We start from the raw sequence: 22,279 nt of genomic DNA, 5'->3' as shown, positions 1-22,279 counted from the left end.
TCGCCGTCCCGCGAGGCTCCCCTCACCGAGCCGCGTGGTACGAAAGTAGGCACCGGCGGCCACGGCTGCGGCACGAATACCGGCGGCAACAACATCCGGTTGTTAAGCTTTTTCTGGGAGGTTGCGGACGGCGCTAATGCCTGGAGTTCCGCTGGTCCCATGTTCACGCTTCGATCGATTGCCGCCCGCCTGATCCTGGCGATTTCACTGACCGTTGCGGTCGCCTGCGCCATCCTCGGCGGCTTCTCCATCAGCCAGCAGCGGGCGCTGACCCGGCTCGCGCTCGATCAGCAGCTCAAGCTGCAATATGACAGCGTGATTGCGGCGATCGACTACGAGGGGCGCGCCGCGCTTGCGGTCTCGGCGGTCATCGCCGCCTTGCCGCCGGTCGAAGACGCCATCGCCAAGGGTGACCGCGACGGCCTCGGAAAGCTGCTCGGCGCCTCCTGGGCGTCGATGAAGGCGCAGGGCATCCCGCTGATCTCGTTCTGGCAGCCCCCGGCGACCAGCTTCTATCGGGTGCATGCGCCGAAGACATTCGGCGATGACGCCTCGACGCGGCGCACGACGGTGGTGGAATCGAACAGGACCGGCAAGCCGATCGTCGGCGTCGAGCCCGGCCGCGAGGCGCTGTCGATCTTCGGCATGACCCCGATCATGCACGAGGGCAAGACGCTGGCCAATGTCGACGTCGGCGCCGCCTTCGGCAAGGAATTCGTCGACCGCGCCAAGAAGCGCTTCGGCATCGACCTTGCCGTACATTCCTTCGACGGCCAGAGCTTCAAGCGGCTGTCCTCGACCTTCGGCGACACCGTGGTCGCGACCCAGGACGAGCTCAAGCGCGTCATGAACGGCGCGGCCCTGCTGCGTGACGCTGTTCTCGACGGCCATGCGGTCGAGCTCTATCTCGGACAGATCAAAAACTACGCCGGCGAACCGGTTGCCGTGCTCGAGATCGTCAAGGACACCAGCGACTATGAAGCCGCCGCCGCGAACGCGCAGCGCAATCTGATCCTCGGCGTGGTCGCGATCATGGCCGCCGCCGTGCTGCTCGCGTTCCTGCTCGGCCGCGGCCTGTCACGGCCGCTCACCGCGATCACCGCGGTCATGAACCGCCTGTCCCGCGGCGACACCAGCGTCACGATCCCCGGCAGCGAGCGCCGCGACGAGCTCGGCACGATGGCGAAGGCGGTCGACGTGTTCCGCCGCAGCATGGTCGAAACCTCCTCGCTGCGCGAGGCGCAGGAGGCCGACAAGGTGAAGGCGGAGGCCGACAAGCAGGCATTGCAGCGGCAGATGGCCGATCGTTTCGAAGCCGACGTCAAGGGCATGGTCGCCGCCGTCGCGCGGTCCTCGGGCGACATGCAGCGCGTCGCGGGCGAGATCACCGCCAGCGTCAACGGCGCCTCCGAACGGACCTCGGCGGCAGCCGCCGCGTCCGAGGAAGCCTCGGCCAGCGTCAACGCGGTCGCCGCCGCAACCGAGGAGCTGGCGTCGTCGATCACCGAGATCGGCCGCCAGGTCACCCATTCCAGCCGCGTCGCCGACAGCGCCGTGACCAAGGCCATGGAGACCACCGAGATGGTGACGAGCCTCGCCGCATCGGCAGAGAAGATCGGCGACGTGCTGCGCCTGATCAGCGCGATCGCGAGCCAAACCAATCTGCTGGCGCTCAACGCCACCATCGAGGCCGCGCGTGCCGGTGAGGCCGGCCGCGGCTTCGCCGTGGTCGCCGCCGAGGTGAAGGACCTGGCGAGCCAGACCGCGAAGGCGACCGAGGAGATCGCCGGCCAGGTCGGCGCAATCCAGTCAGCCACCGGCAACTGCGTCAGCGCGATCGGCGACATCAGCGGTACCATCCGGGAGATCTCGGGTATCGCCACCGCGATCGCGGCCGCCGTCGAGCAGCAGGACTCGGCGACGCGAGAGATTGCCCGCAGCGTACAGCAGGCCTCCACCGGGACCGTCGAGGTCTCCGCCAATATCGCGGGCGCGAGCCAGGCCGCCGGCCAGTCGCGGGCCCTCACCGGCAATGTGCTGGATACGTCCGGCCAGCTCGGCGATCACGCCGCCGCGCTGTCGCACAGCGTCGACACCTTCCTCGCCGGACTGCGCAACGCCGCCTAGAGCCGCATTGCATGGCTTCAAGTCACGGCCAGGGCAGTACCGGCGGCGGAGCCGATCGCTCCGCCTCGTCGTCCGGCCCTGCCCCAGTCCGGCCCCAATCGCGCATGAACGGCATCTTCAGCAGTCCGCGCAGCGACTGCTTCTCGGGATCGTCGAAGCCGTCGAGGCCGTAGCGCAGCTCGGCGAAGCGCGGACCGCGATGATAGGTGCCGCCGAGCCGGTCCCAGATCGAGAGCAGGTTGGAATAATTGCTGTCGGTTTCCGGCTGATGACGCGAATGATGCATCTTGTGCATGTTCGGCGTCACGAAGACGAGCCGCAGCCAGCGGTCGAGCCGCTCTGGCAGGCGGATGTTGGCGTGCTCGAACTGGGCGTTCAACGCCGACAGCGTCAGATAGCTGACCAGCACCCATTCCGACGTTCCGAACACGAAGACGCCGGCGATGTGCCAGCCGATCCGCCACAGCGTCTCGCCGGGATGCTCGCGGAACGCCGTCGTGACGTCGACGAAGCGATCGGCATGGTGCATGCGGTGGAAGCGCCACATCCAGCCGAGCTTGTGCATGGAGACGTGGGCGAAATAGGCGAACAGGTCGAGCCCGATGATGCCGAGCAGGAGCTGGTTCAGGAGTGACAGGCCGAGCCAGTGCGACAGGCCGAATTTCGCATCCAGCGTCCATTGCGCGGCCAGCGGCGACAGCGGACTGAGCAGCAGGTTCACGCCGACGAAGATCACGGTGATGGCGGCGTTGCGGCCGACATTGCGCAGCCGGTCGCTGCGGCCATAGCTGAATAGCGGAAACGCCGCCTCGAACAGCAGCACGATCGCGAACGACGCAAGCAGGAACGCGATCCGCGCGCCGGTCGACGGAAGTTCGACATGGGCGATCTCAGCCGCGCCCGGATGCCACAGAAGCTTTGCAAAGCCGATCATGCTGAATGCTCCTCTTTACAAAACGAATATTCGTTCTTTATAATGGCGGCGAATGATCGTCAAGCCCGCCGCATCGGCCGGCCGCGACCTGACAAGGACCCGACAATGCCGAAGGTGAAACCCGAGACCCTGGCGATCCGCCGCGAGGAGATTTTGCAGGCCGCGGAGATCTGCTTTGCGCGCCAGGGATTTCACCAGACCACGATCCAGGACGTCATCAAGCAGTCCGGGCTCAGTGCCGGCTGCATCTACGGGCATTTCACCGGCAAGGAGGAGTTAATCCAGGCGATCGGCGAAAGCCGCCATGGCCGCGACAGCGCGCTGCTGGCGCTCAAGGATCCACCGGACGATGTGTTGCAGAGCCTGCGCTCGATCGCCCGCGCCTTTCTCGGCGATCTGCAGAAGGAAGAAGGCCTGCGCGCCCGCCGCGTCGCGTTGCAGCTCTGGGCCGAGGCGCTGCGCGACGACGTGGTCCGCGACCAGGTGACGAGCGGAATCCGCCAGCCGATCGCCCTGATCGTGGACCTGCTGCGGCGCGGCCAGAAAAGCGGCGCGATCGATCCTCACATGCAGCCACGCGGCGCGGCGCGGGCGATGGTGGCGATGTTCCAGGGCATCGTGCTGCAACGGCTGTGGGGCGAAACCGTCTCGACCGCGGAGGCGATGCACGCCTTCGACATCTTCCTTGCCGGCCTTGCCTCCAGGCGCTGATGGGGGATGCGGTGATCATCCACGACCTCCTCGCCGGCATCGGCACGGGCCTCGCCGGCGGTCTCACCGCCGGGCTGCTCGGCGTCAGCCCCGGCGGCGGACTGGTCGTGTTCTCGGTGCTGCTGCTCGGCGCCGGCCAGCATGTCGCGCAAGGCATCTCGCTGGTCGCGCAGGTGCCCCCGACCAGCCTCACCGGGATCCGGCGCTATTGGCAAAGCGGCAACCGCACACCATTGCGCTGGATCGCGCTGCTGACAGTCGGCTTCGTCGCCGGCGGCGCGGCCGGCGCGCTCGCCGCCAACCATGTCATCGAGTCCGCGCTGCGCTGGACCTATGTGGCCTATCTCGTCGTGCTCGACGCGATGCTGATCCTGCGCGGCGGATGCGACCAGGCGAAGCACGACGACAAGGGTACCGCGCGCGACATATCCTGGGCGGCGCTGCTCATTGTCGGGTTGTTGGCGGGCCTGTCGTCGGGCTTTCTCGGCATCGGCGGCGGACTGGCAACCGTGGTCGGACTGAGCGCCGTGCTCGGCATGCCGCAGCATCAGGCGCAGATGGCCAGCCTCGTGATGTCGCTGATCCCGACCACGATCCCGTCGGCCTGGATCTATTGGAGCGAGGGCTCGCTCGCATCATGGCCGGTGCTGGCGGGCGTGATCGTCGGCCTTCTGGCCGGCACCGATCTCGGCGCCCGCGCCGCCAACCGCATCGACCGCGCGCGGTTGCGCGGCGCGATGATCGTCTTTGTCTCGCTGATGGCGGCCTATATGACCTTCAAGGCGCTGTGGTAGATAGACGTGGATACGTCCTCCTCGCGGAGCCCACCATGCGCAAGCCGGCGACATTGACCAGCAAGGCGGCATCACGGTCGCACACCAAACCAGCAGCTGCGCTGTTCGACGCCTACCCTGCCCCGGTCAGGGCCAGGCTGCTGGCGCTGCGGCGCCTCATCTTCGAGACTGCGAAGGCGACCAAAGGCGTCGGCGCGCTGGAAGAGACGCTGAAATGGGGCCAGCCGAGCTACCTCACGCTTGAGACCGGCAGCGGCAGCACGGTCCGGATCGATCAGGTGAAGCCGGCCGCCGACCGCGTCGCGGTCTACTTCCACTGCCAGACCAATCTGGTCGAGACCTTTCGCGAGCTCTACCCCGAGCTCAGCTACAGCGGCAACCGCGCCATCCTGCTCGATGTCGCGGGCAAGCTGCCGGAGGTAGCGCTGCGCCACTGCGTGGCGCTGGCGCTGACTTATCACCTCAACAAGAAAGAATCGTAGGACGTGAAAAGCGCGGCGGTGCGCTCCCTCTCCCCGTTCTTACGGGGAGAGGGTTGGGGTGAGGGGCTGTCTCCGCACATTCGGTGATAGCTGCGTTCGCGGAGAATCCCCCTCACCCGGAACGCATCTAACGATGCGTCATAGCCGAAGCTCTGCTTCGGCGTTGCCAAGAACGGCCGCCAAAGGCGGCCTATGCCTCTCCCCGCACGCGGGGCGAGGTAAGGGGAGCCCGTCGCTCGATTCGAGGTAACATCTCTTCCTCTAGGCTCCACTACGCCACCAGCGCGGTCGCCACGCGCTGCGCCTTCAGCAGGCTGACGATCTCTGCATTCGGCCGAGCCTTGCTGAACAGAAAGCCCTGGCCCTCGTGGCAGCCTTCGGCGCGAAGACAGCTCAGCTCGGCTTCGGTCTCGACGCCTTCGGCGGTGATGGTGACGCCGAGACCCTTGCCGAGGCTGACGATGGAGCGGATGATCGCCTGCGCCTCGCGGTTGGCACCGAGATCGCGCACGAAGGACTGGTCGATCTTGATCTTGTCGAAGGGGAAGCTGCGCAAATAGCTGAGGCTGGAATAGCCGGTGCCGAAATCGTCCATCGAGATGCGCACCCCGAGCGCGCGCAGCGCGTGCAGCGTCGCCAGCACCTGCGCGCTCTTTTCCAGGAGCAGCGTCTCGGTGATCTCGAGCTCGAGCCGGCGCGGCGGCAGGCCGGAATGTTTCAGCGCATCCGTCACCACCGAGAGCAGATTGCCGCTGCGGAACTGGAGCGGCGACAAGTTGACGGCGACGCGAACGTCGTCGGGCCATTGCGCCGCGTCCATGCAGGCACGATGCAGCATCAGCGCGCCGAGCGGATTGATCAGCCCGGTCTCCTCCGCGACCGGGATGAACTCGGCCGGCGAGATCATGCCGCGCTCCGGATGCGGCCAGCGCACCAGCGCCTCGAAGCCGGTGATGCGGCCGCTCTGGAGATCGATCAGCGGCTGGTAATAGGGACGGAGCACGTCGTTCTGGATCGCGTCGCGCAGCTCGACTTCGGTCTTGCGGCGGCTCTGGGCGCGCGCGTCCATCTCCGCCTCGAAGAAGGAGAAGGTGCCGCGGAATTCGCTCTTGGCGCGCGACAGCGCCATGTCGGCGCTCTTGAGCAGCTTCTCGGAATCGTCGCCGTCGCCGGGCGACATGGCGATGCCGATCGAGGCGCCGATCACCACGGAATGGCCGTCGAGCAGATAGGGATCGGCGATGGCTTCCAAGATCCGCCGCGCCAGCAGCACCGCGTCCTCAGGCCGCATCACGCCGCCTTGCACGATCGCGAACTCGTCGGAATTGAGCCGTGCCAGCGCATCCTCTTCGCGCAGTGTCGAGCGCAGCCGCTTGGCGACACCGCGCAGAAGCTTGTCGCCGACTGCATGCCCCAGCGTGTCGTTGACCGCCTTGAAATTGTCGAGCCCCAGCATCAGGAGCGCGACCTTCTCGGCGCTGCGCCGCGTGTGCAGCAGCATTTCGTCCATCTGCTGCCGCAGCAGGCTGCGATTGGGCAGGCCGGTCAGCCCATCATGCTGGGCCATGAAGGCGAGCCGCGCCTCGGCGCGCTTGCGCTCGGTGATGTCCATCAGCGCGAGCAGCACCGCCGGCTGGTCGCCATGCATCAGCTGGCGCGAATAGATCGCAAGGTCGATCAGCGTGCCGTCGGCGCGCACATGCTTCCAGGTCCGCGCCGCCTGCTCGTCGCTGCTGCGGCCCGCCGCCCAAGGCAGCTCGGCATCGAACGCCTGCAGGCTCCTGATCGTCATCCGCTCGAACTCGGCCCGGCTGTAGCCGTAATGCGCGACCGCGGCGTCGTTGACGGCGATGATGCGCTCGTCATCCAGCGCGCAGACGATCATGGGCACGGGATTGCCGTCGAACAGCAGGCGGAACGAGGCCTCGCGCTGCTTCAATTCGGTGATGTCGACGCGCAGGCCGACGACGCCGCCGTCGTCGGTCAGGCGCTCGTCGATCAGGATGACGCGGCCGTCCGACAGCTTCTGCTCGTGGCGCGCACCGGGCTGATACATCTTCTTGAGCCGCTCGGCGATCCACTCTTCCTCGCGGCCGGCTGCCTCGGGATAATCGCCGCGCGCGACGCCGATACGGATGGTGTCTTCGAGACGCGCACCGTGCTCGAACAGATCGGAGCTGCGCTTGTAGATTTCGGCGTATTTCTTGTTCCAGAGGACGTAACGGCCTTCGGCATCGAGGAACACGATGCCCTGCGGCAGGATATCGATGGCCTCACGCAGCCGCGCGTTGGATTTGCGCGCCTCGGCGATCGCGGCCTCGGCCTGCGCGCGCTGGCGCACCAGTTCGCCGACCTCGACCGCGGGGCGGCGCGATCTGCCCGACACTTTCGGCATCGGCGTGGGACGACGGCCCCGAGGACGGGACAGTTTGGCCTGGTTCGGTTTCTTGGTGTTTTTCTTCGGCCGCATCATCGGTATCGCACGCCCCACGCGCATTCCAGTTCGGCGATATATCTGCGATAAGTCTCTGAAAAATTGGTATCTCTTGGCGCGTAGCTGCGCTGCCTGAGAAGCCCTTGCATGCCTGCTTTGCAGGCGAATTCACGCCGGGCGCGAGTCTGCTCCCGGCGCGCCAGCGGCGCACGGCACAGATTCGCAGCATGGAAGCGCCGGCGCTTGGTGAAGGAAGCGTAAACCGGCGCGCGATTGCACATTGAATGCGCCGAAGACGCTTCAAGCGCATCAATGTTCGTCAGCGTGCGGCAGGGTTATCGCGCGGTTAAAGTGCGACGCGCCTCAGCCTTCGGATTTTGCCGGATCATACCTTAGTTGGTGATCTCGATCCGCGTGCCGCTGCGGCCGTTGCGCTCGACCAGCCCATAGAGCTGGGCTGCGTGCGAGGGATGCAGGCGCACGCAGCCATGCGAGGCCGGCCCGCCAAGACGCGTGAGTTCGTATGTTCCATGGATGGCAAAGCCGCGGTGGAAGAAGATCGAGTGCGGCATCGGCGAGTTATAGTACTTCTTCGAGTACCAGCGGCGCGCCAGCATCTGCGGACGAAAGACTCCACTCGGCGTGCCATAGCCGCGGCGGCCGGTCGACACCGGCCAGTTGTAGCGTCTCGCGCCGTCGACGCTGACCGCCATGCGCTGCGATGATTTATCGATGTGAACGACGACGTCGGCCCGCGCCGGCGAGAGCGCCAAAATCGGCGCGGCAATCGCGGCGGCAAACGCCAGCCGTACGCACGATACGCTTGTCACAATAACGCCTACCCTGAAATTATTGCGGACATGATGTCGCCCACAACGTGCGCTTGTAAAGTGGCGTGGCTCACATCGGAGCCTGGAAGCCGCGGGTAATCTTAATCCACCCTGTGGGCGATCAAGCGAATGGGATGAAAGCGCGGTCCGCCTGCTCCGAATCCATGCTAGCCTTGCGCCGACAGAGTGATCCGAATGACACCCCGCCTGCGTCTGTTCCCACTCCTGATCTTAGCCCTCGTCGCCTGCACCATCTCCGCGCGGGCGCAGGACAGGGGCTCGCTCAATCCACAGCCGCTGCCGCCGCTCGCCAACCCTGACGATCCGAAGATCGGGGCGAAGCAGCTGTTCGCGCGCAAGGTTTTGCCGGCGGCGTTGCCGACCCGGTCGATCGGCGGCTACACCAAGGGTTGTCTCGCCGGCGCCGCGCAGATGCCGCTCAACGGCGAGACCTGGCAGGTGATGCGCCTGTCGCGCAACCGCTACTGGGGTCACCCCAACATGATCGCGCTGCTGAAGCGGCTCGCGGCGAAGGCGCACAAGGACGCAGGCTGGCCCGGCATCCTGGTCGGCGACATCGCCCAGCCGCGCGGCGGGCCGGCGCTGTCAGGCCATGCCAGCCACCAGATCGGTCTCGATGCCGACATCTGGCTGACGCCGATGCCGAACCGCCGGCTCTCGCGCGAGGAGCGCGAGGACATGTCGGCGGTGATGATGGTGCGCCAGGACCGGCTCGATGTCGATCCCAAGGTGTTCACGCCTGGCCATGTGCTGGTGCTGCGCGATGCCGCGCGGGAGCCCGCCGTGCAGCGCATCTTCGTCAACGCCGCGATCAAGAAGGCGTTGTGCCGCGAGGCCAAGGGCGATCGCGCGTGGCTGTCGAAGATCCGGCCGTGGTGGGGCCACGACTACCACTTCCACATCCGCATGCGCTGTCCGCCCGGCAGCCCTGGCTGCGAGGGACAGAAGCCGCAAGCGGAGGGCGAAGGCTGCAAGCCGTCTGATCTCGCCTTCTGGTTCAAGGATTCGGTGCTGCACCCGAAGCCTCCGCCGAAGCCGCCGAAACCCCGCCCGCCGATGACGCTGGCGCAGATGCCGGCTGACTGCAGGACGGTGCTGAACGCCCCCGACGCGAAACAGCAGCTGCCAGGGCAATAACATCTTTGTCAGGCGGCTATGCCGGCCGGCTCGAACTGCGATATGATCTCCTGCCGTCGCGCCGTAAGCGCGTGCGGGCGGTGGATCGGGGCGGCTGATCTATTTATCCGTCATCATGAATGGACCAGACATGCGCAAATCGCTCCTCGCCGCATCGCTCGTGCTCGTCTCGACTTCCGCTTTCGCGGCGGAGGAGCCGAGCGGCTGTGACAAGTTCAAATGGTCGATCGAGCGCGCACGCGCCGCGCTGACCGCGTCCGATCGCGCCAAGGTCGTATCGGGGAGCGAGCAGACGGCGCTGCCGGCGACCGCGATCACGCTGGCGCTGGTGGCCCCCGGCGACGCCAAATTGCCGACGCCGCCGGAGCGCGCGCCGAAGGAGGGCACCTTCGCCGGTTTCACCAGCTTCAAGGCCGCGCCGAAGGCCGGACTCTATACCGTCAGCCTGTCGGCCGGGGCCTGGGTCGACCTGGTGCAGGACGGGCATGTCCTGAAGCCAAAGGCGTTCAGCGGCGCGACCGATTGCGACGGTATCCGCAAGACCGTGAAATATGACCTCGCCGCCAGCCCCTTCGTGCTGCAGGTCAGCGGCTCAAAAGAGAACTCGCTGTCGATCGCGATCCAGCCGGCGGATGAATAGGACGAACGGTTAGACAAACGGTCGCCTTTACCGTAAGCCCCAGCCTGCTATGTTTGCAGTGCGATATCCCTGAGGACCGTAAGTCCATCGGGGACCCAGCGGAACAGCGCTTCCGTCCGTCGCAGGCCAGACCCCACTCAACGCCTGATTTGCGCGCCCGTTCGCGCGTGAACTCGCACGGAGCGCTTTCCATGTCACGACTTGCCGGACTTTTCACCGCCTTCGTCATCCTGCTCGGCGCGCTGCATTCGCCCGCGAGCGCCGAGGACAAGACCATTACCGTGTTCGCCGCCGCCTCGATGAAGAACGCGCTGGACGAGATCGACGCCGCCTACACCGCCAAGACCGGCGTCAAGTTCAGCGTCAGCTATGCGGCAAGCTCGGTGCTGGCCAAGCAGATCGAGCAGGGCGCGCCGGCCGACGTGTTCGTCTCGGCCGACACCGACTGGATGGACTACGCGATCTCCAGGAAGACCATCAACGAACCGACCCGGGTCAACCTGCTCGGCAACAGCATCGTGCTGATCGCGCCGAAGGATGCCAGGATCGACAACGTCGACATCGCGCAAGGCTTCGACCTCGCCAGGCTCGCCGGCGACGGCAGGATCGCGACCGGCGACGTCAAGTCCGTGCCAGCAGGCAAATATGCCAAGGCCGCGCTGGAGAAGCTCGGCGCCTGGCAGGCCGCGGAGCCGAAATTCGCCATGGCCGAGAGCGTCCGCGCCGCGCTGACGCTGGTCGCCCGCGGCGAAGCCGGTCTCGGCATCGTCTACTCGACCGACGCGAAAGTCGAGCCCGGCGTGAAGACCGTCGGCACCTTCCCGGCCGACACCCATCCGGCGATCATCTATCCGGTCGCGGCGACCACGACCGCGAAGCCGGAGGCCGCCGAGTACCTTGCCTTCCTGCGCTCGTCCGCGGCGAAGACGATCCTCGAGAAATACGGCTTCAAGTTCCTGATCAGCCCGACGACCTAAGCGTGTTCGAGATCTCTCCCGCCGAATGGACGGCGATCCTGCTCTCGCTCAGGGTCGCCATCATCGCAACGCTGGTGGCGACGCCATTCGGCATCGCGCTGGCGTGGCTGCTCGCGCGGCGTGATTTCTGGGGCAAGTCGCTGCTCGACGCGGTCGTGCATCTGCCTCTGGTGCTGCCGCCTGTCGTCACCGGTTATCTGCTCCTGCTGACGTTCGGCCGCCGCGGCCTCGTCGGCGGCTTCCTCGCCGACTATCTCGGCATCGTCTTTTCATTCCGCTGGACCGGCGCGGCGCTGGCCTGCGGCGTGATGGCGTTTCCGCTGCTGGTCCGCCCGATGCGGCTGTCGATCGAGGCGATCGATCGCCGGCTCGAGCAGGCGGCCGAGACGCTCGGCGCCGCGCCGTGGAAAGTGTTCTTCACGGTGACGCTGCCCCTCGCGCTGCCCGGCGTGCTCGCCGGCATGGTGCTCGGCTTCGCCAAGGCGATCGGCGAGTTCGGCGCCACGATCACCTTCGTCTCCAACATTCCCGGCGAGACCCAGACGATATCCTCGGCGATCTATTCGCTGATCCAGACGCCGGACGGCGACACCGCCGCCGCGCGGCTCGTGATCATCTCGATCGTGCTCGCGGTCGGCGCACTGGTCGCGGCTGAAGTGTTCGCGCGTCGCGCCACCGCGCGCCTGCACGGGCAATAGCCATGCTGCGCGTCGACATCACCAAGCAGCTCGGCGAGTTCTCGCTTGCGGCCTCGTTCACCAGCGAAGGCCGTGCCATCGGCCTGTTCGGCGCCTCGGGTGCCGGCAAGACGTCACTGGTCAACATGATCGCAGGGCTGTTGCGGCCCGACCGCGGCACCATCGTGATCGACGGCGAAACCGTCGACGACACCGCGGCCGGCATCCATGTCCCGACCTGGCGCCGCCGCATCGGCTATGTGTTCCAGGACGCGCGGCTGTTTCCGCATCTCGATGTCCGCCAGAACCTCGACTACGGCCGCCGCATGAACGGCCTCACCGAAGATCTCGCCCAACACCGGCGCATCGTCGACCTGCTCGACATCGGCGCCCTGCTCGATCGCCGTCCCGGAAAGCTCTCGGGCGGCGAGCGCCAGCGCGTCGCGCTCGGACGCGCGCTGCTCTCGAAGCCGCGGTTGCTGCTGCTCGACGAGCCGCTGGGCGCGCTCGACGAGGGCCGCAAGCTCGAGATCCTGCCTTATCTGGTGCGGCTGCGGGATGAAGCCAACGTGCCGATGGTCTATGTCAGCCACGACGCCGCCGAGCTGCGCCAGCTCGCGACGCAGATCGTATTGCTGCGCCGCGGCCAGGTGACCGCGTTCGGCGGTGTCAAGGTGCTGACGGCGGGCGGGTAGCTGGCCGTTTTTCCGAAAGTCGGCATAAGATAGCCTATCTTGTCTGCTAGGCCCGCGTCGGGACGTCCGATCGGGCATGGGGAAAGGTGAATTTGTGCGACTGACTGGCTGGGTGTTGCTGCTGATCGGCGGGCTGCTGTGCGCCACGATTTCGTGGGCCGCGCTCGGCTTCCTGCTGATGGGCGTCGGCCTGATCGCGCTGCAGGTCGACGAGCGGCGCCGGCGTCCGGCCGATGCTGCCGTGCCGGCTGGCGCCTCGGGATTTACCCCGCCGCGCCTCAGCGACGGGCTGCAACCGCCGACCCGCGACCCGATCGCAGGCCAGGATACCGGGCAGCGTCAGCCGCGCCGGGTGGCCTGGCCCGACCAGAAGGGCGACGCAGCCTACGACCGGGAGACTTACGACGGGGAGGCCTGGCGCCGGCTGGTCGAGAGCGATCCTGATCTCGCCCAGATCGCCAATGTGCTCGCCGATTACGGCCCGCAATATGTCGACGAACTGGCGGTGAGCTATTTGGCCGCCCCCGACAAGGGCCGCCTGGGGGCGATCGTCGACGGCATCATCGCGCGCGCCCGGGACGGTCAGCCGAGCCCGCCGCCGCCCGCACCAGTCGAAGCATCGCGGCCACCGCCGCTTCCGACCCCGCCGCAGCCGAAGCAGGTGACCATCCCTGCCGCCAAGCCCGCGACTTCGCCAAGCAATCGCGCAAACGCGCTCGAAGCGTCCCTGCTCGCCACGGTCGAGGAGGCTTCCGCCAAGATGGCCGCCGAACGCGCCGGTCTCTTCAAGCCGGGCAAGGCCACCGACGGCCGGCCGCAGGCGGCGAGCCAGCGGGAACCGCAGTTCGGTCGCGCCACCCGGGACGCGAAGCCCGCCGGGCCACCGCCGGTGCCGGTCACACCGCCGCCGATGCCGGCTACACCGCCGCCCATGCCGGCCGACACGCCCGCCGACCTCGAAGCATCGTTGATCGCCGCCGTCGGCGAGGCCGCCGCCCGGCGCGCGGACGCCCCCAAGGACACCCCTAAGGATGCATCCAAGGATGCGTCCAAGCCGGCACCGGAGTCAGCACCGCCGGCAAGGCCCGAGCCCGAAATCCGCGCGGTCGGGCCCGCCGCCCCACCGACGCCGCCTCCGCCGGCTCCCGCTGCGCCCGCCAAGACGCCAGCTGCGACGACACCACCTGCGAAGACAGCGGCCGATAATCTCGACGAGACGCTGCTCGCGGCGCTGGCCGAGATTTCCGGTCAGAAAATCAAGGGCGAGGCCAAGCCGGACGCGGCGTCCAAGGGCCCATCCGGTCCACCGGCCGACGACGGGCTGTCCGACATGATCAGGAAGTTCGCACCGGATTCGAACTTCCTGCGCAAGACCTAACGGCGCGGCTCAGACACCCGCCACCGACGCCCAGATATCGGCGAGCTTGCGCTTGACGATCTGCATCCGCGTTTGCGGCGCGACCTTCTCCTCTTCCTCCGGCAGGCGCAGGCCGACGACGTTGACGCGGCCGCCGCTGATGCTGCGCGCCACCAGCACGATCTCGCCGAGCGCCAGTTCGGCGCCCTCCTTCGGCGCGCGGTCGAGATGGACGTCGAAATAGTCCGCCAAGGTCAGCTTGCCTTCGTCTTCACCGACCTTGACGCCGTAGATCTCGGCGAGCTCGGCGAGCGTGTGGTCGCCGGAGACCATGAAGTCGCCGAGCAGATGCGGATCGGGCGCCGTGCTCGGCTGCATGTCGACGAAGAAGCGGTCGAGCGACTCGGCCTTTTCCGGCGGGGCCAGCAGATAGATGTAGTCGCCGGGCGCGATCGGATCGGCTTCCACCGGCGTCAGGATGTTCTCGTTGCGGATCACCAGCGTCGGCTTGGCCCAGGACGGGATCAGGCCGCGGCGGAAGTACAGGCTCTTGGGCCGCACAGGATAACCAACCAACTGCTGCTCGAGCTGGCCGGGCAGATCCAGTTCGACGCGCCGCGGGCCGCGCTCGGCGCGCGGCAGCGCCACGTGCAGCTTGCGTGCGGCGGGCGCCAGCGTCCAGCCCTGCAGCAACAGCGAGATGATGACGACGACGAAGGCGACGTCGAAATAGAGATAGGCCTTGGAGAGCCCGACCAGCATCGGGATCGAGGCCAGGAAGATCGCGACCGCGCCGCGCAGGCCGGTCCAGGCGATGAAGATCTTCTCGCGCCAGTTGAAGCGGAACGGGGCAAGGCACACGAACACCGCGAGCGGCCGCGCCACCAGCATCAGCACGAGCGCCACCAGCACGGCGCCGCCGGCGCTGGAGAGCAGGCGATGCGGTGAGACCAAGAGGCCGAGCAGCACGAACATCACGATCTGCGCCAGCCAGGTCGCGGCGTCGAGGAAGGTCACCACCGAATTATGCGCGCGCGTCGGCCGGTTGCCGATGATGATGCCGGCGAGGTAGACCGCGAGGAAGCCGGAGGCGTGCAGGATCTGCGAGCCGCCGAAGATCACGAGCGCAGCTGTGGCCACGAACGGGGCATGCAGGCCCTGCGGCAGCGCCACCTTGTTGAGCGCGATCACGACCAGGCGCCCGCCGATGACACCGACGATGGCACCCAGGACCGCCTCCTGAATGAACTCCAGCGCGATGTGCGTGGCCGAGCTCTGGCCGATCGAGATGAACTCGACCAGCATGAGCGTGAGAAAGATCGCGAACGGATCGTTGGTGCCGGACTCCGCCTCCAGCGTCGCGCCGACGCGCGGGCGCAGGCGCAGGCCCTGGGTGTGCACCAGCAGGAACACCGCGGCCGCATCGGTCGAGGCCACCACGGCGCCGACCAGCAGCGATTCCGACCAGTTGAGATCGAGCGCGTATTTCGCGAACGGCGCCGTGACAAGCGCGGTCAGCAGCACGCCGACGGTCGCGAGCATCACGGACGGGGCCAGCACAGTGCGAATGCTGGCAAAGCGCGTCCGCAGGCCGCCGTCGAACAGAATCAGGGCGAGCGCGACGGAGCCGACCAGATAGGTGGTGCGGACGTCGTCGAACTGGACCTGGCCAGGGCCGGAATCGCCGGCGAGCATGCCGATCGCAAGGAAGACGAGCAGCAAGGGCGCGCCGAAGCGCAGCGCGAGCAGGCTCGAGAGGATGCCGGCCATGACCAGCACCGCACCGAGCAGGATCGCTATACTGACGGAGTCGAGGGATGCCATGCGCCTTCGGAGGTCTCAAATACTTGCAATTGCATCCTTATCGTCGCCACACTGGGACGCCAACCGATTTCTGACATAAGCGGCAATGTGCCCGGTCTCATCAGCCCTAGGTCGCCCCGACACTGTGTTGTATCGATGGTCGCGTGCGCGCCTTTGTGGGATTCTCGCTGGGCTTTCGAATCACATTTGGCTGACCCGCGCTTCGAGTTGAGATTTTGCCGATGGACATGAACTGGAAGGACGTCCTCGAATCGATCCAAATGGCGGCGCGCTCGGTCGGCGCCGAGGTCGCCTCGCCCTGGTTCTATCTGCAATTCGGCATCATCCTCGCCGCCGCGGGCCTCGCCTACGCCGCCGACACCGCCATTCATGCGCGGGTCGACATGTCGTCGCTGGCGATGCGCTGGCCGCTGCCGCTCCGGCACTTCGCCCGCGTGATGGTGAAGAGCGCTTCTACCGCCGTGTTCGCGGTCCTGGTGATCATCTCGCGCGTGGTGATGTACCACGCGACCTGGCCGAGCCGCAGCTATCTGATCGCGGTCTCCGCCAAGCTGGCGCTGGCCTGGCTGGTGATCCGCCTCGTCACCTCGGTGATCGACAACGCCTTCATCGTGAAAACAGTCTCGATCGCGGCATGGCTGGTCGCCGCGCTCAGCATCATCGGCCAACTCGATTGGGCGGCCGACACGCTGGATGCGTATGCGGTCGTGGTCGGCGGCCTGCGGCTTTCCCCGCTGCTGCTGATCAAGGCCGGCGCGCTCCTGATCGTGGCGCTGTGGCTGACCAACATCGCGAGCAATTTTGCCGAGAGCCGGATCAACGCGACCACCGATCTGACGCCGTCGGTGCAGGTGCTGCTGGTCAAGATCATCCGTATCGGGTTACTCACCGTCGCGATCGTGATCGCGCTCGGCGCCGTCGGGATCGACCTGTCGGCGCTCGCGGTGTTCTCCGGCGCGGTCGGCGTCGGCATCGGTATCGGCCTGCAGAAGATCGTGGCCAATTTCATCTCGGGCATCATCCTGCTCGCCGACAAGTCGGTGAAGCCCGGCGATCTCGTCACCATCGGCGACAATACCGGTCGCATCAGCGCGATGAAGACGCGCTATATTTCCGTCGCCGCCGGCGACGGCCGCGAATTCCTGGTGCCGAACGAGGATCTGGTGACGCAGAAGGTCGTCAACTGGACTTATACCGACAAGAACACGCTGGTGAAGATCGCCTTCGGCACCAATTACGATGCCGACCCGCGGCAGGTCTGCAAGCTCGCGATCACGACCGCGGCGGCCCATCCGCGCGCCACCAAGGGCCGGACCCCGACCTGCATCCTGACCGAGTTCGCGGAAGCCGGCATGAAGTTCTCGCTGACCTTCTGGATCGCCGACCCCGACGGCATGGACAAGGTCAGGAGCGACGTGATGCTGGAGCTGTGGGACGCTTTCAAGCGCGAGGGCATCCGGGTTCCCTACCCCGTCCGCGAAATCCGCATCCGCGGCGGCGCCCTGCCGGTCGAGAGCGTGGTCGAGGTCTCCAATTAGCGCCTGCGCACGGTCTTTTCGCAGCAGCGGTGGCCGCTGTTCCGGATATGGCCTGAAAATCAAGCCGTTTGGGCATGTCCCCATGCCCAAGCTTGGCTTGCGCCGGGCGCGCCGATCATTAAATTAGGGCCTGAAATCAGCCCCTTGCCCGCAGAAACAGCCCGCCCATGAGCTACGTCGAAGCCACCGATACCTCCCTGCGCAAGACCGGACAGATCAAGCTGCATGGGCCGAGCGCCTTTGCCGGCATGCGCAAGGCAGGCGCGCTGGTGGCAAAATGCCTCGACGAGCTCACCGACATCGTCGGGCCGGGCGTGCCGACCTCCAGAATCGACGAATTCGTCCGCGACTTCGCCTTCAGCCATGGCGCCTATCCGGCGACGCTGATGTATCGCGGCTATCGCTACTCGACCTGCACCTCGCTCAACCACGTGGTCTGCCACGGCATGCCGGGCGACCGTCCGCTGAAGGAAGGCGACATCGTCAACATCGACGTCACCTTCATCGTCGACGGCTGGTATGGCGATTCCAGCCGGATGTATGCGATCGGCCCGATCGCACGCAAGGCCGAGCGGCTGATCGAGGTCACCTATGAAGCGATGATGCGCGGCATCGCCGCCGTGAAGCCCGGCGCGACCACCGGCGACATCGGCCACGCCATCCAGAGCTTCGTCGAGCCGCAGGGCATGAGCGTGGTGCGCGATTTCTGCGGCCACGGTCTGGGCCGCATGTTCCACGACGAGCCGAACATCATCCATGTCGGCCGGCCCGGCGAGGGCGTGCAGCTCAAGCCCGGCATGTTCTTCACCATCGAGCCGATGATCAATCTCGGCAAGCCGCACGTGAAGATCCTCTCCGACGGCTGGACCGCGGTCACCCGCGACCGCTCGCTGTCGGCGCAGTTCGAGCACTCCGTCGGCGTCACCGCGACGGGCGTCGAGATCTTCACGCTGTCGGAGCGGCACGGCGAGAAGCCGTGGGTCCAAGTGTAATCTGCCCTCGTCAATAATCGCTCCGCGTGCGCTCGATGATCTCCTCGGGCGTGTGGTTCTCTCCGATCGACATCGCGCAGATCCGCGACAGATGCAGATAGGACAGGCCGGTCTCCTCGGCCCAGGCATTGAACTGCGCCTGCACCTTGGCGAGATCGCCCTTCGACTTGACCTCTTCGGCGATGTCGAGACCTGCATCGCGCAGGCAGACCACCACGTCCTTGGACGTCACGAAACCGTCCCAGCCGACGAAGCGCAGCAGCATCTGGCCGGTGTTGCCCCCGAGCCGGCTGCCGCGCTTCGCCAATAGCTCCAGCAGTCCGACCTCATCCGACGACGGCCAGGCGCCAAGGAATTTGCCGAAGCTGCCGTGCTGCTTCGCGATCTCCTGCACGAAGGCGGCGTTGTCGCGCACCGACATGATCTTGGCGCCGTTGCGCACGATGCTGGCGTCGCTGACGAGCTTCTCCCAGAATTCGTCGGGCTTGAAGGCGAGCTTGGCGGGCTGAAAGCCGAGGAACGCCTCCTCGAAGCCCGGCCACTTGGCGTCGATCACGCTCCAGGCAAAGCCCGCGCAGAACACGCGCCTGGTCATCTCGGCCAGCACGCGGTCGTCGCCGAGCTTGGCCAGCGCCTTGGCGCCCGCCGGCGGCCGCAGCAGTTTCTCCAGCGCCTTGGGCCCGCCCTTGCGCTTCTCGGCCCGCGCGCGAATCACCTTGAATGAAGTCACGCCGCCCTCCCCCTCTTGCTCTCGAACCGTTGCAGCCGACGGTAATTCGTCCGAAGCATCGTGGCAAACCGGGCAGTTGCATCGGCTCTTGCAAATCGCCGCGAGCACGGCATGGTTGTGGCCGATGCCCGCCAAGCACGATACCAGCGACGACGAAGCCAGCGAGACGCCGCATTATCACGGCCATCGCGAACGGCTGCGCGAGCGCTTCTATGCGGCCGGACCGGACGCGCTGACCGACTATGAACTCTTGGAAATGGCGCTGTTCGCCGCGATCCCGCGCCGCGACACCAAGCCGTTGGCCAAGGCGCTGTTGAAGAAGTTCGGCTCGTTCGCCGAGGTGGTGCACGCGCCGGTGGCGCGGCTGCGCGAGGTCGAGGGCGTCAAGGATGCCTCGATCAACCAGCTCAAGCTGCTCGCCGCCGCCGCCGGCCGGATCGCCAAGGGCGAGATCAGGCGCAACAACGCGCTGTCGTCCTGGAACGAGGTGATCGAGTATTGCCGCTCCAGCATGGCGTTTGCCGACAAGGAGCAATTCCGCCTGCTCTTCCTCGACAAGCGCAACCAGCTGATCGCCGACGAGGTGCAGCAGACCGGCACGGTCGACCACACCCCGGTCTATCCGCGCGAGGTGATCAAGCGCGCGCTCGAACTCTCCGCCACCGCCGTCATCCTGGTGCATAACCACCCCTCAGGCGATCCCTCGCCCTCGCAGGCCGACATCCAGATGACGAAGGCGATCATCGACATCGCCAAGCCGCTCGGCATCGCCGTGCACGACCACATCATCGTCGGCAAGAACGGGCATACCAGCTTCAAGGGCATGCGGCTGATGTGAGGATTGCACTCAACAAGCCCCCCGCTGTCGTCCCGGCGTAGTGCGCAATTGCGCACGGGGGCCGGGACCATAACCACGGGGATGCGTTGTCGAAAACAGGTTATGGCCCCGGCGTCGCGCAAACAATTCGCATTCGTGGTAATGGGTCCCGGCCTTCGCCGGGACGACGGTGAAATTGTTGCGGGCTCTGTGAGTCACACATTCGCTTCGTATGCCCCGAATGACGAACGGAGAGAGCGGCGCCGCGTTTGAACCGTCACACAGGCCAGGGACAAACTCTCCTAAAATCACCCATGCAACGTTTTCCGCACGGCGGCGTTTGTTGCAGATTGATCTGGCGGCCTGACAAGGGCCTTGGGGAACCGATGTCCGATTTCGTCATCGAGGAAGGGCTGCCCTATCCGCTGGGCGCCCATTGGAGTGGTCACGGCACCAATTTCGCGGTGTTTTCCGCCAACGCCACCAAGGTCGAGGTGTGCCTGTTCGACGGCGGGCGCGAGACGCATCGCTTCGAGCTGCCCGAATACACCGACCAGGTGTTTCACGGCTTCATCAATGGCGTGCAGCCGGGGACGTTCTACGGCTATCGCGTCTACGGTCCCTACCAGCCGGACGGCGGCCACCGCTTCAATCCGAACAAGCTGCTACTCGATCCCTACGCCTGCGCCCATGCCGGCAGCCTAACGTGGAATCCGGCGGTGTTCGGCTACAAGATGGAGAGCGGCGACGACCTCACCTTCGACGAGCGCGACAGCGCGCCGTTCATGCCGAAATGCGTGGTGGTCGATCCCAATTTCGACTGGGTCCAGGAAGCGCAGCGGCAGGACGTGCACTGGGACGAGACCGTGGTCTACGAGACCCACGTCAAGGGGTTCACCAAACAGCACCCGGGCGTCAACGAACATTTGCGCGGCACTTATGCCGGCTTCGGCTCGAACGCCGCGATCGATCATCTGAAGGCGCTCGGCATCACCTCGGTCGAGCTGCTGCCGGTGCATTCTTTCATCAACGACAGCAACCTGCTGGACAAGCACCTCACCAATTACTGGGGCTACAACACCATCGGCTTCTTCGCGCCGGATCCGCGCTACGCCGCCGACGTGCCGAACAGCCTGCGCGAATTCAAGGAGATGGTGTCGCGGCTGCATGGCGCCGGCCTCGAAGTCATTCTCGACGTCGTCTACAATCACACCGCGGAAGGCAACGAGCTCGGCCCGACCCTGTCGTTCAAGGGCATCGACAATGCCAGCTATTACCGCCTGCTGCCGGACAAGAAGCGCTACTACATCAACGACACCGGCACGGGGAACACGGTGAACCTGTCACATCCGCGGGTGATCCAGATGGTGATGGACAGCCTGCGCTACTGGGCCGGCCACATGCATGTCGACGGCTTCCGCTTCGATCTCGGCACCATCCTGGCGCGGGAAGTCTACGGTTTCGACGAGCAGTCCGGCTTCCTCAAGGCGATGAACCAGGACCCGTTGCTCGCGACCGTCAAGCTGATCGCAGAGCCCTGGGATATCGGACCCGGTGGCTATCAGGTCGGTCGGTTTCCGCCCGGTTGGGCGGAGTGGAACGACAAATACCGCAACGTTGTGCGCGATTTCTGGCGGGGCGAGGCGGCACCAGGCAGCCTGGCGCCGCGGCTGCTCGGCTCGCACGACGTGTTCAACCGCGAGGGACGCCGCACCTGGGCCAGCGTCAACTTCATCACCGCGCATGACGGGTTCACGCTGAACGATTGGGCGAGCTACAACAACAAGCACAACGAGGCCAACGGCGAGCACAACAATGACGGCTCGTCGGACAACCACTCCTGGAATTGCGGCGCCGAGGGCCCGACCGACAATCCGGATATCCGCACTTTGCGCGAACGGCAGAAGCGCAACATGCTGGCGACGCTGCTGGCCTCGCAGGGCACGCCGATGCTGCTCGGCGGCGACGAGTTCGGCCGCACCCAGCGCGGCAACAACAATGCGTACTGCCAGGACAACAACATCTCCTGGTTCGACTGGAATTTTTCCGACGACGCCGGGAAGCTGCTCGCTTTCACCAAGCGGATGATCAAGCTGCGGCGCGACTACCCGATCCTGCGTCGCAGCCGCTTCCTCTCCGGCGATCGCGATCCGCAGCTCGAGATCCGCGACGTGGTCTGGATCGGCACGACAGGCGCCGAGATGACGCAAACCGACTGGAGCACCGGCTGGATCAAATGCTTCGGCGTCGTGCTCGACGGCCGCGCCCGCAAGACCGCGATCGCGCGTGAGGGCGAGGACGACACCGTGCTGGTCATCCTCAACAGCTATCAGGGCGAGGTCGACTTCAAGCTGCCGCCGACCTCAGCCGGCGCGCATTGGTCGCTGCTGCTCGACACCAACGCGCCGGAAGAGCCGGCGGGCGCGCAGCTCGCGTTCGACAGCGCGTACAAGGCGGCGGGGCGTTCGTTCGTGCTGCTCACGTCCGGCGAGGTGAAGTCATCCCCGTAGCCCGTTGGCTCCACTCGGGCTGCGGTCCGCCTTCTACTTCCCCCTGAAAGGG

Annotated in this window: 19 protein-coding genes; 14 read left to right on the top strand and 5 right to left on the bottom strand. The window is 66.2% G+C overall.

What is annotated here, in order from left to right; genetic code table 11:
• Positions 1–159: 159 nt before the first annotated feature.
• Complete coding sequence (locus RX327_RS04050) at positions 160–2,127, top strand: methyl-accepting chemotaxis protein (RefSeq protein WP_050384669.1); 1,968 nt, start codon at positions 160–162, stop codon at positions 2,125–2,127.
• 22 nt (positions 2,128–2,149) lie between these two features.
• Here the strand turns inward: RX327_RS04050 and RX327_RS04045 are convergent, their stop codons facing one another.
• Positions 2,150–3,061 (bottom strand): sterol desaturase family protein, encoded by a 912-nt coding sequence (locus RX327_RS04045; protein WP_050384668.1) that lies wholly within the window; start codon positions 3,059–3,061, stop codon positions 2,150–2,152.
• Here RX327_RS04045 and RX327_RS04040 point away from each other — a divergent pair.
• From RX327_RS04040 to RX327_RS04030, 3 genes are read left to right on the top strand one after another with little or no spacing between them, the layout of a single operon-like run.
• Complete coding sequence (locus RX327_RS04040) at positions 3,008–3,772, top strand: TetR/AcrR family transcriptional regulator (protein ID WP_317249534.1); 765 nt, start codon at positions 3,008–3,010, stop codon at positions 3,770–3,772. The two genes, RX327_RS04045 and RX327_RS04040, sit on opposite strands and share 54 nt — an antisense overlap.
• An 11-nt stretch (positions 3,773–3,783) precedes the next feature.
• Positions 3,784–4,566, top strand: a complete 783-nt coding sequence (locus RX327_RS04035) for a sulfite exporter TauE/SafE family protein (protein WP_152977597.1) — start codon at positions 3,784–3,786, stop codon at positions 4,564–4,566.
• Positions 4,567–4,601: 35 nt separating this feature from the next.
• On the top strand, positions 4,602–5,048 hold the full coding sequence (locus tag RX327_RS04030) for a DUF1801 domain-containing protein (RefSeq protein ID WP_050384665.1): 447 nt from the start codon (positions 4,602–4,604) through the stop codon (positions 5,046–5,048).
• Between the two features lie 271 nt (positions 5,049–5,319).
• On the opposite strand, the gene RX327_RS04025 is transcribed toward RX327_RS04030, so the two are convergent.
• Together RX327_RS04025 and RX327_RS04020 are read right to left on the bottom strand one after the other, a co-directional pair.
• Complete coding sequence (locus RX327_RS04025) at positions 5,320–7,518, bottom strand: putative bifunctional diguanylate cyclase/phosphodiesterase (RefSeq protein WP_410712137.1); 2,199 nt, start codon at positions 7,516–7,518, stop codon at positions 5,320–5,322.
• A gap of 356 nt (positions 7,519–7,874) precedes the next feature.
• Positions 7,875–8,312: a L,D-transpeptidase gene (locus RX327_RS04020; protein ID WP_244482032.1), complete on the bottom strand. Its 438-nt coding sequence runs from the start codon at positions 8,310–8,312 to the stop codon at positions 7,875–7,877.
• Positions 8,313–8,507: 195 nt separating this feature from the next.
• Between RX327_RS04020 and mepA the strand changes: the two genes are divergently transcribed.
• The 6 genes from mepA to RX327_RS03990 all read left to right on the top strand — a co-directional run bounded on the left by mepA (position 8,508) and on the right by RX327_RS03990 (position 13,837).
• Entirely contained in the window at positions 8,508–9,470 is a 963-nt protein-coding gene (gene mepA, locus RX327_RS04015) for a penicillin-insensitive murein endopeptidase (RefSeq protein WP_317249533.1), read from the top strand.
• A gap of 130 nt (positions 9,471–9,600) precedes the next feature.
• The gene (locus RX327_RS04010) at positions 9,601–10,110 is read left to right on the top strand and encodes a hypothetical protein (RefSeq protein ID WP_028335886.1); all 510 of its coding nucleotides are present in this window, start codon (positions 9,601–9,603) and stop codon (positions 10,108–10,110) included.
• 191 nt (positions 10,111–10,301) lie between these two features.
• Entirely contained in the window at positions 10,302–11,087 is a 786-nt protein-coding gene (gene modA / locus RX327_RS04005; protein WP_317249532.1) for a molybdate ABC transporter substrate-binding protein, read from the top strand.
• Between the two features lie 2 nt (positions 11,088–11,089).
• A complete protein-coding gene (modB, locus tag RX327_RS04000) occupies positions 11,090–11,785 on the top strand; it encodes a molybdate ABC transporter permease subunit (protein WP_317249531.1) in 696 nt (231 codons plus the stop codon).
• A gap of 2 nt (positions 11,786–11,787) precedes the next feature.
• Complete coding sequence (gene modC / locus RX327_RS03995; RefSeq protein WP_317249530.1) at positions 11,788–12,459, top strand: molybdenum ABC transporter ATP-binding protein; 672 nt, start codon at positions 11,788–11,790, stop codon at positions 12,457–12,459.
• A gap of 94 nt (positions 12,460–12,553) precedes the next feature.
• Positions 12,554–13,837 (top strand): hypothetical protein, encoded by a 1,284-nt coding sequence (locus RX327_RS03990; RefSeq protein WP_152977595.1) that lies wholly within the window; start codon positions 12,554–12,556, stop codon positions 13,835–13,837.
• A gap of 9 nt (positions 13,838–13,846) precedes the next feature.
• Here the strand turns inward: RX327_RS03990 and RX327_RS03985 are convergent, their stop codons facing one another.
• Entirely contained in the window at positions 13,847–15,640 is a 1,794-nt protein-coding gene (locus RX327_RS03985; RefSeq protein ID WP_317249529.1) for a potassium/proton antiporter, read from the bottom strand.
• 221 nt (positions 15,641–15,861) lie between these two features.
• Between RX327_RS03985 and RX327_RS03980 the strand changes: the two genes are divergently transcribed.
• Together RX327_RS03980 and map are read left to right on the top strand one after the other, a co-directional pair.
• Complete coding sequence (locus RX327_RS03980) at positions 15,862–17,178, top strand: mechanosensitive ion channel family protein (protein ID WP_317249528.1); 1,317 nt, start codon at positions 15,862–15,864, stop codon at positions 17,176–17,178.
• Positions 17,179–17,345: 167 nt separating this feature from the next.
• Positions 17,346–18,170 (top strand): type I methionyl aminopeptidase, encoded by an 825-nt coding sequence (gene map / locus RX327_RS03975; protein ID WP_317249527.1) that lies wholly within the window; start codon positions 17,346–17,348, stop codon positions 18,168–18,170.
• A 10-nt stretch (positions 18,171–18,180) separates the two neighbouring features.
• Here the strand turns inward: map and RX327_RS03970 are convergent, their stop codons facing one another.
• On the bottom strand, positions 18,181–18,900 hold the full coding sequence (locus RX327_RS03970; RefSeq protein WP_317249526.1) for a DNA-3-methyladenine glycosylase I: 720 nt from the start codon (positions 18,898–18,900) through the stop codon (positions 18,181–18,183).
• A 124-nt stretch (positions 18,901–19,024) separates the two neighbouring features.
• Between RX327_RS03970 and radC the strand changes: the two genes are divergently transcribed.
• Together radC and glgX are read left to right on the top strand one after the other, a co-directional pair.
• The gene (gene radC, locus RX327_RS03965; RefSeq protein ID WP_317249525.1) at positions 19,025–19,738 is read left to right on the top strand and encodes a RadC family protein; all 714 of its coding nucleotides are present in this window, start codon (positions 19,025–19,027) and stop codon (positions 19,736–19,738) included.
• Between the two features lie 365 nt (positions 19,739–20,103).
• A complete protein-coding gene (gene glgX / locus RX327_RS03960; RefSeq protein ID WP_317249524.1) occupies positions 20,104–22,227 on the top strand; it encodes a glycogen debranching protein GlgX in 2,124 nt (707 codons plus the stop codon).
• The last annotated feature ends 52 nt before the right edge of the window (positions 22,228–22,279 follow it).

The sequence above is a fragment of the Bradyrhizobium sp. BEA-2-5 genome (genome assembly GCF_032918025.1).
Lineage (GTDB): Bacteria > Pseudomonadota > Alphaproteobacteria > Rhizobiales > Xanthobacteraceae > Bradyrhizobium > Bradyrhizobium pachyrhizi.
This window is presented reverse-complemented; position numbering and strand designations above follow the sequence as displayed.

Excerpts from the sequence above, each read along its gene's own strand:
- RX327_RS04050 (WP_050384669.1), top strand. The coding sequence starts at position 160 with ATGTTCACGCTTCGATCGATTGCCGCCCGCCTGATCCTGGCGATTTCA.
- RX327_RS04040 (WP_317249534.1), top strand. The coding sequence starts at position 3,008 with ATGGGCGATCTCAGCCGCGCCCGGATGCCACAGAAGCTTTGCAAAGCC.
- RX327_RS04045 (WP_050384668.1), bottom strand. The coding sequence starts at position 3,061 with ATGATCGGCTTTGCAAAGCTTCTGTGGCATCCGGGCGCGGCTGAGATC.
- RX327_RS04030 (WP_050384665.1), top strand. The coding sequence starts at position 4,602 with ATGCGCAAGCCGGCGACATTGACCAGCAAGGCGGCATCACGGTCGCAC.
- RX327_RS04025 (WP_410712137.1), bottom strand. The coding sequence starts at position 7,518 with ATGCGGCCGAAGAAAAACACCAAGAAACCGAACCAGGCCAAACTGTCC.
- mepA (WP_317249533.1), top strand. The coding sequence starts at position 8,508 with ATGACACCCCGCCTGCGTCTGTTCCCACTCCTGATCTTAGCCCTCGTC.
- RX327_RS04010 (WP_028335886.1), top strand. The coding sequence starts at position 9,601 with ATGCGCAAATCGCTCCTCGCCGCATCGCTCGTGCTCGTCTCGACTTCC.
- modA (WP_317249532.1), top strand. The coding sequence starts at position 10,302 with ATGTCACGACTTGCCGGACTTTTCACCGCCTTCGTCATCCTGCTCGGC.
- modC (WP_317249530.1), top strand. The coding sequence starts at position 11,788 with ATGCTGCGCGTCGACATCACCAAGCAGCTCGGCGAGTTCTCGCTTGCG.
- RX327_RS03985 (WP_317249529.1), bottom strand. The coding sequence starts at position 15,640 with ATGGCATCCCTCGACTCCGTCAGTATAGCGATCCTGCTCGGTGCGGTG.
- RX327_RS03980 (WP_317249528.1), top strand. The coding sequence starts at position 15,862 with ATGGACATGAACTGGAAGGACGTCCTCGAATCGATCCAAATGGCGGCG.
- map (WP_317249527.1), top strand. The coding sequence starts at position 17,346 with ATGAGCTACGTCGAAGCCACCGATACCTCCCTGCGCAAGACCGGACAG.
- radC (WP_317249525.1), top strand. The coding sequence starts at position 19,025 with ATGCCCGCCAAGCACGATACCAGCGACGACGAAGCCAGCGAGACGCCG.
- glgX (WP_317249524.1), top strand. The coding sequence starts at position 20,104 with ATGTCCGATTTCGTCATCGAGGAAGGGCTGCCCTATCCGCTGGGCGCC.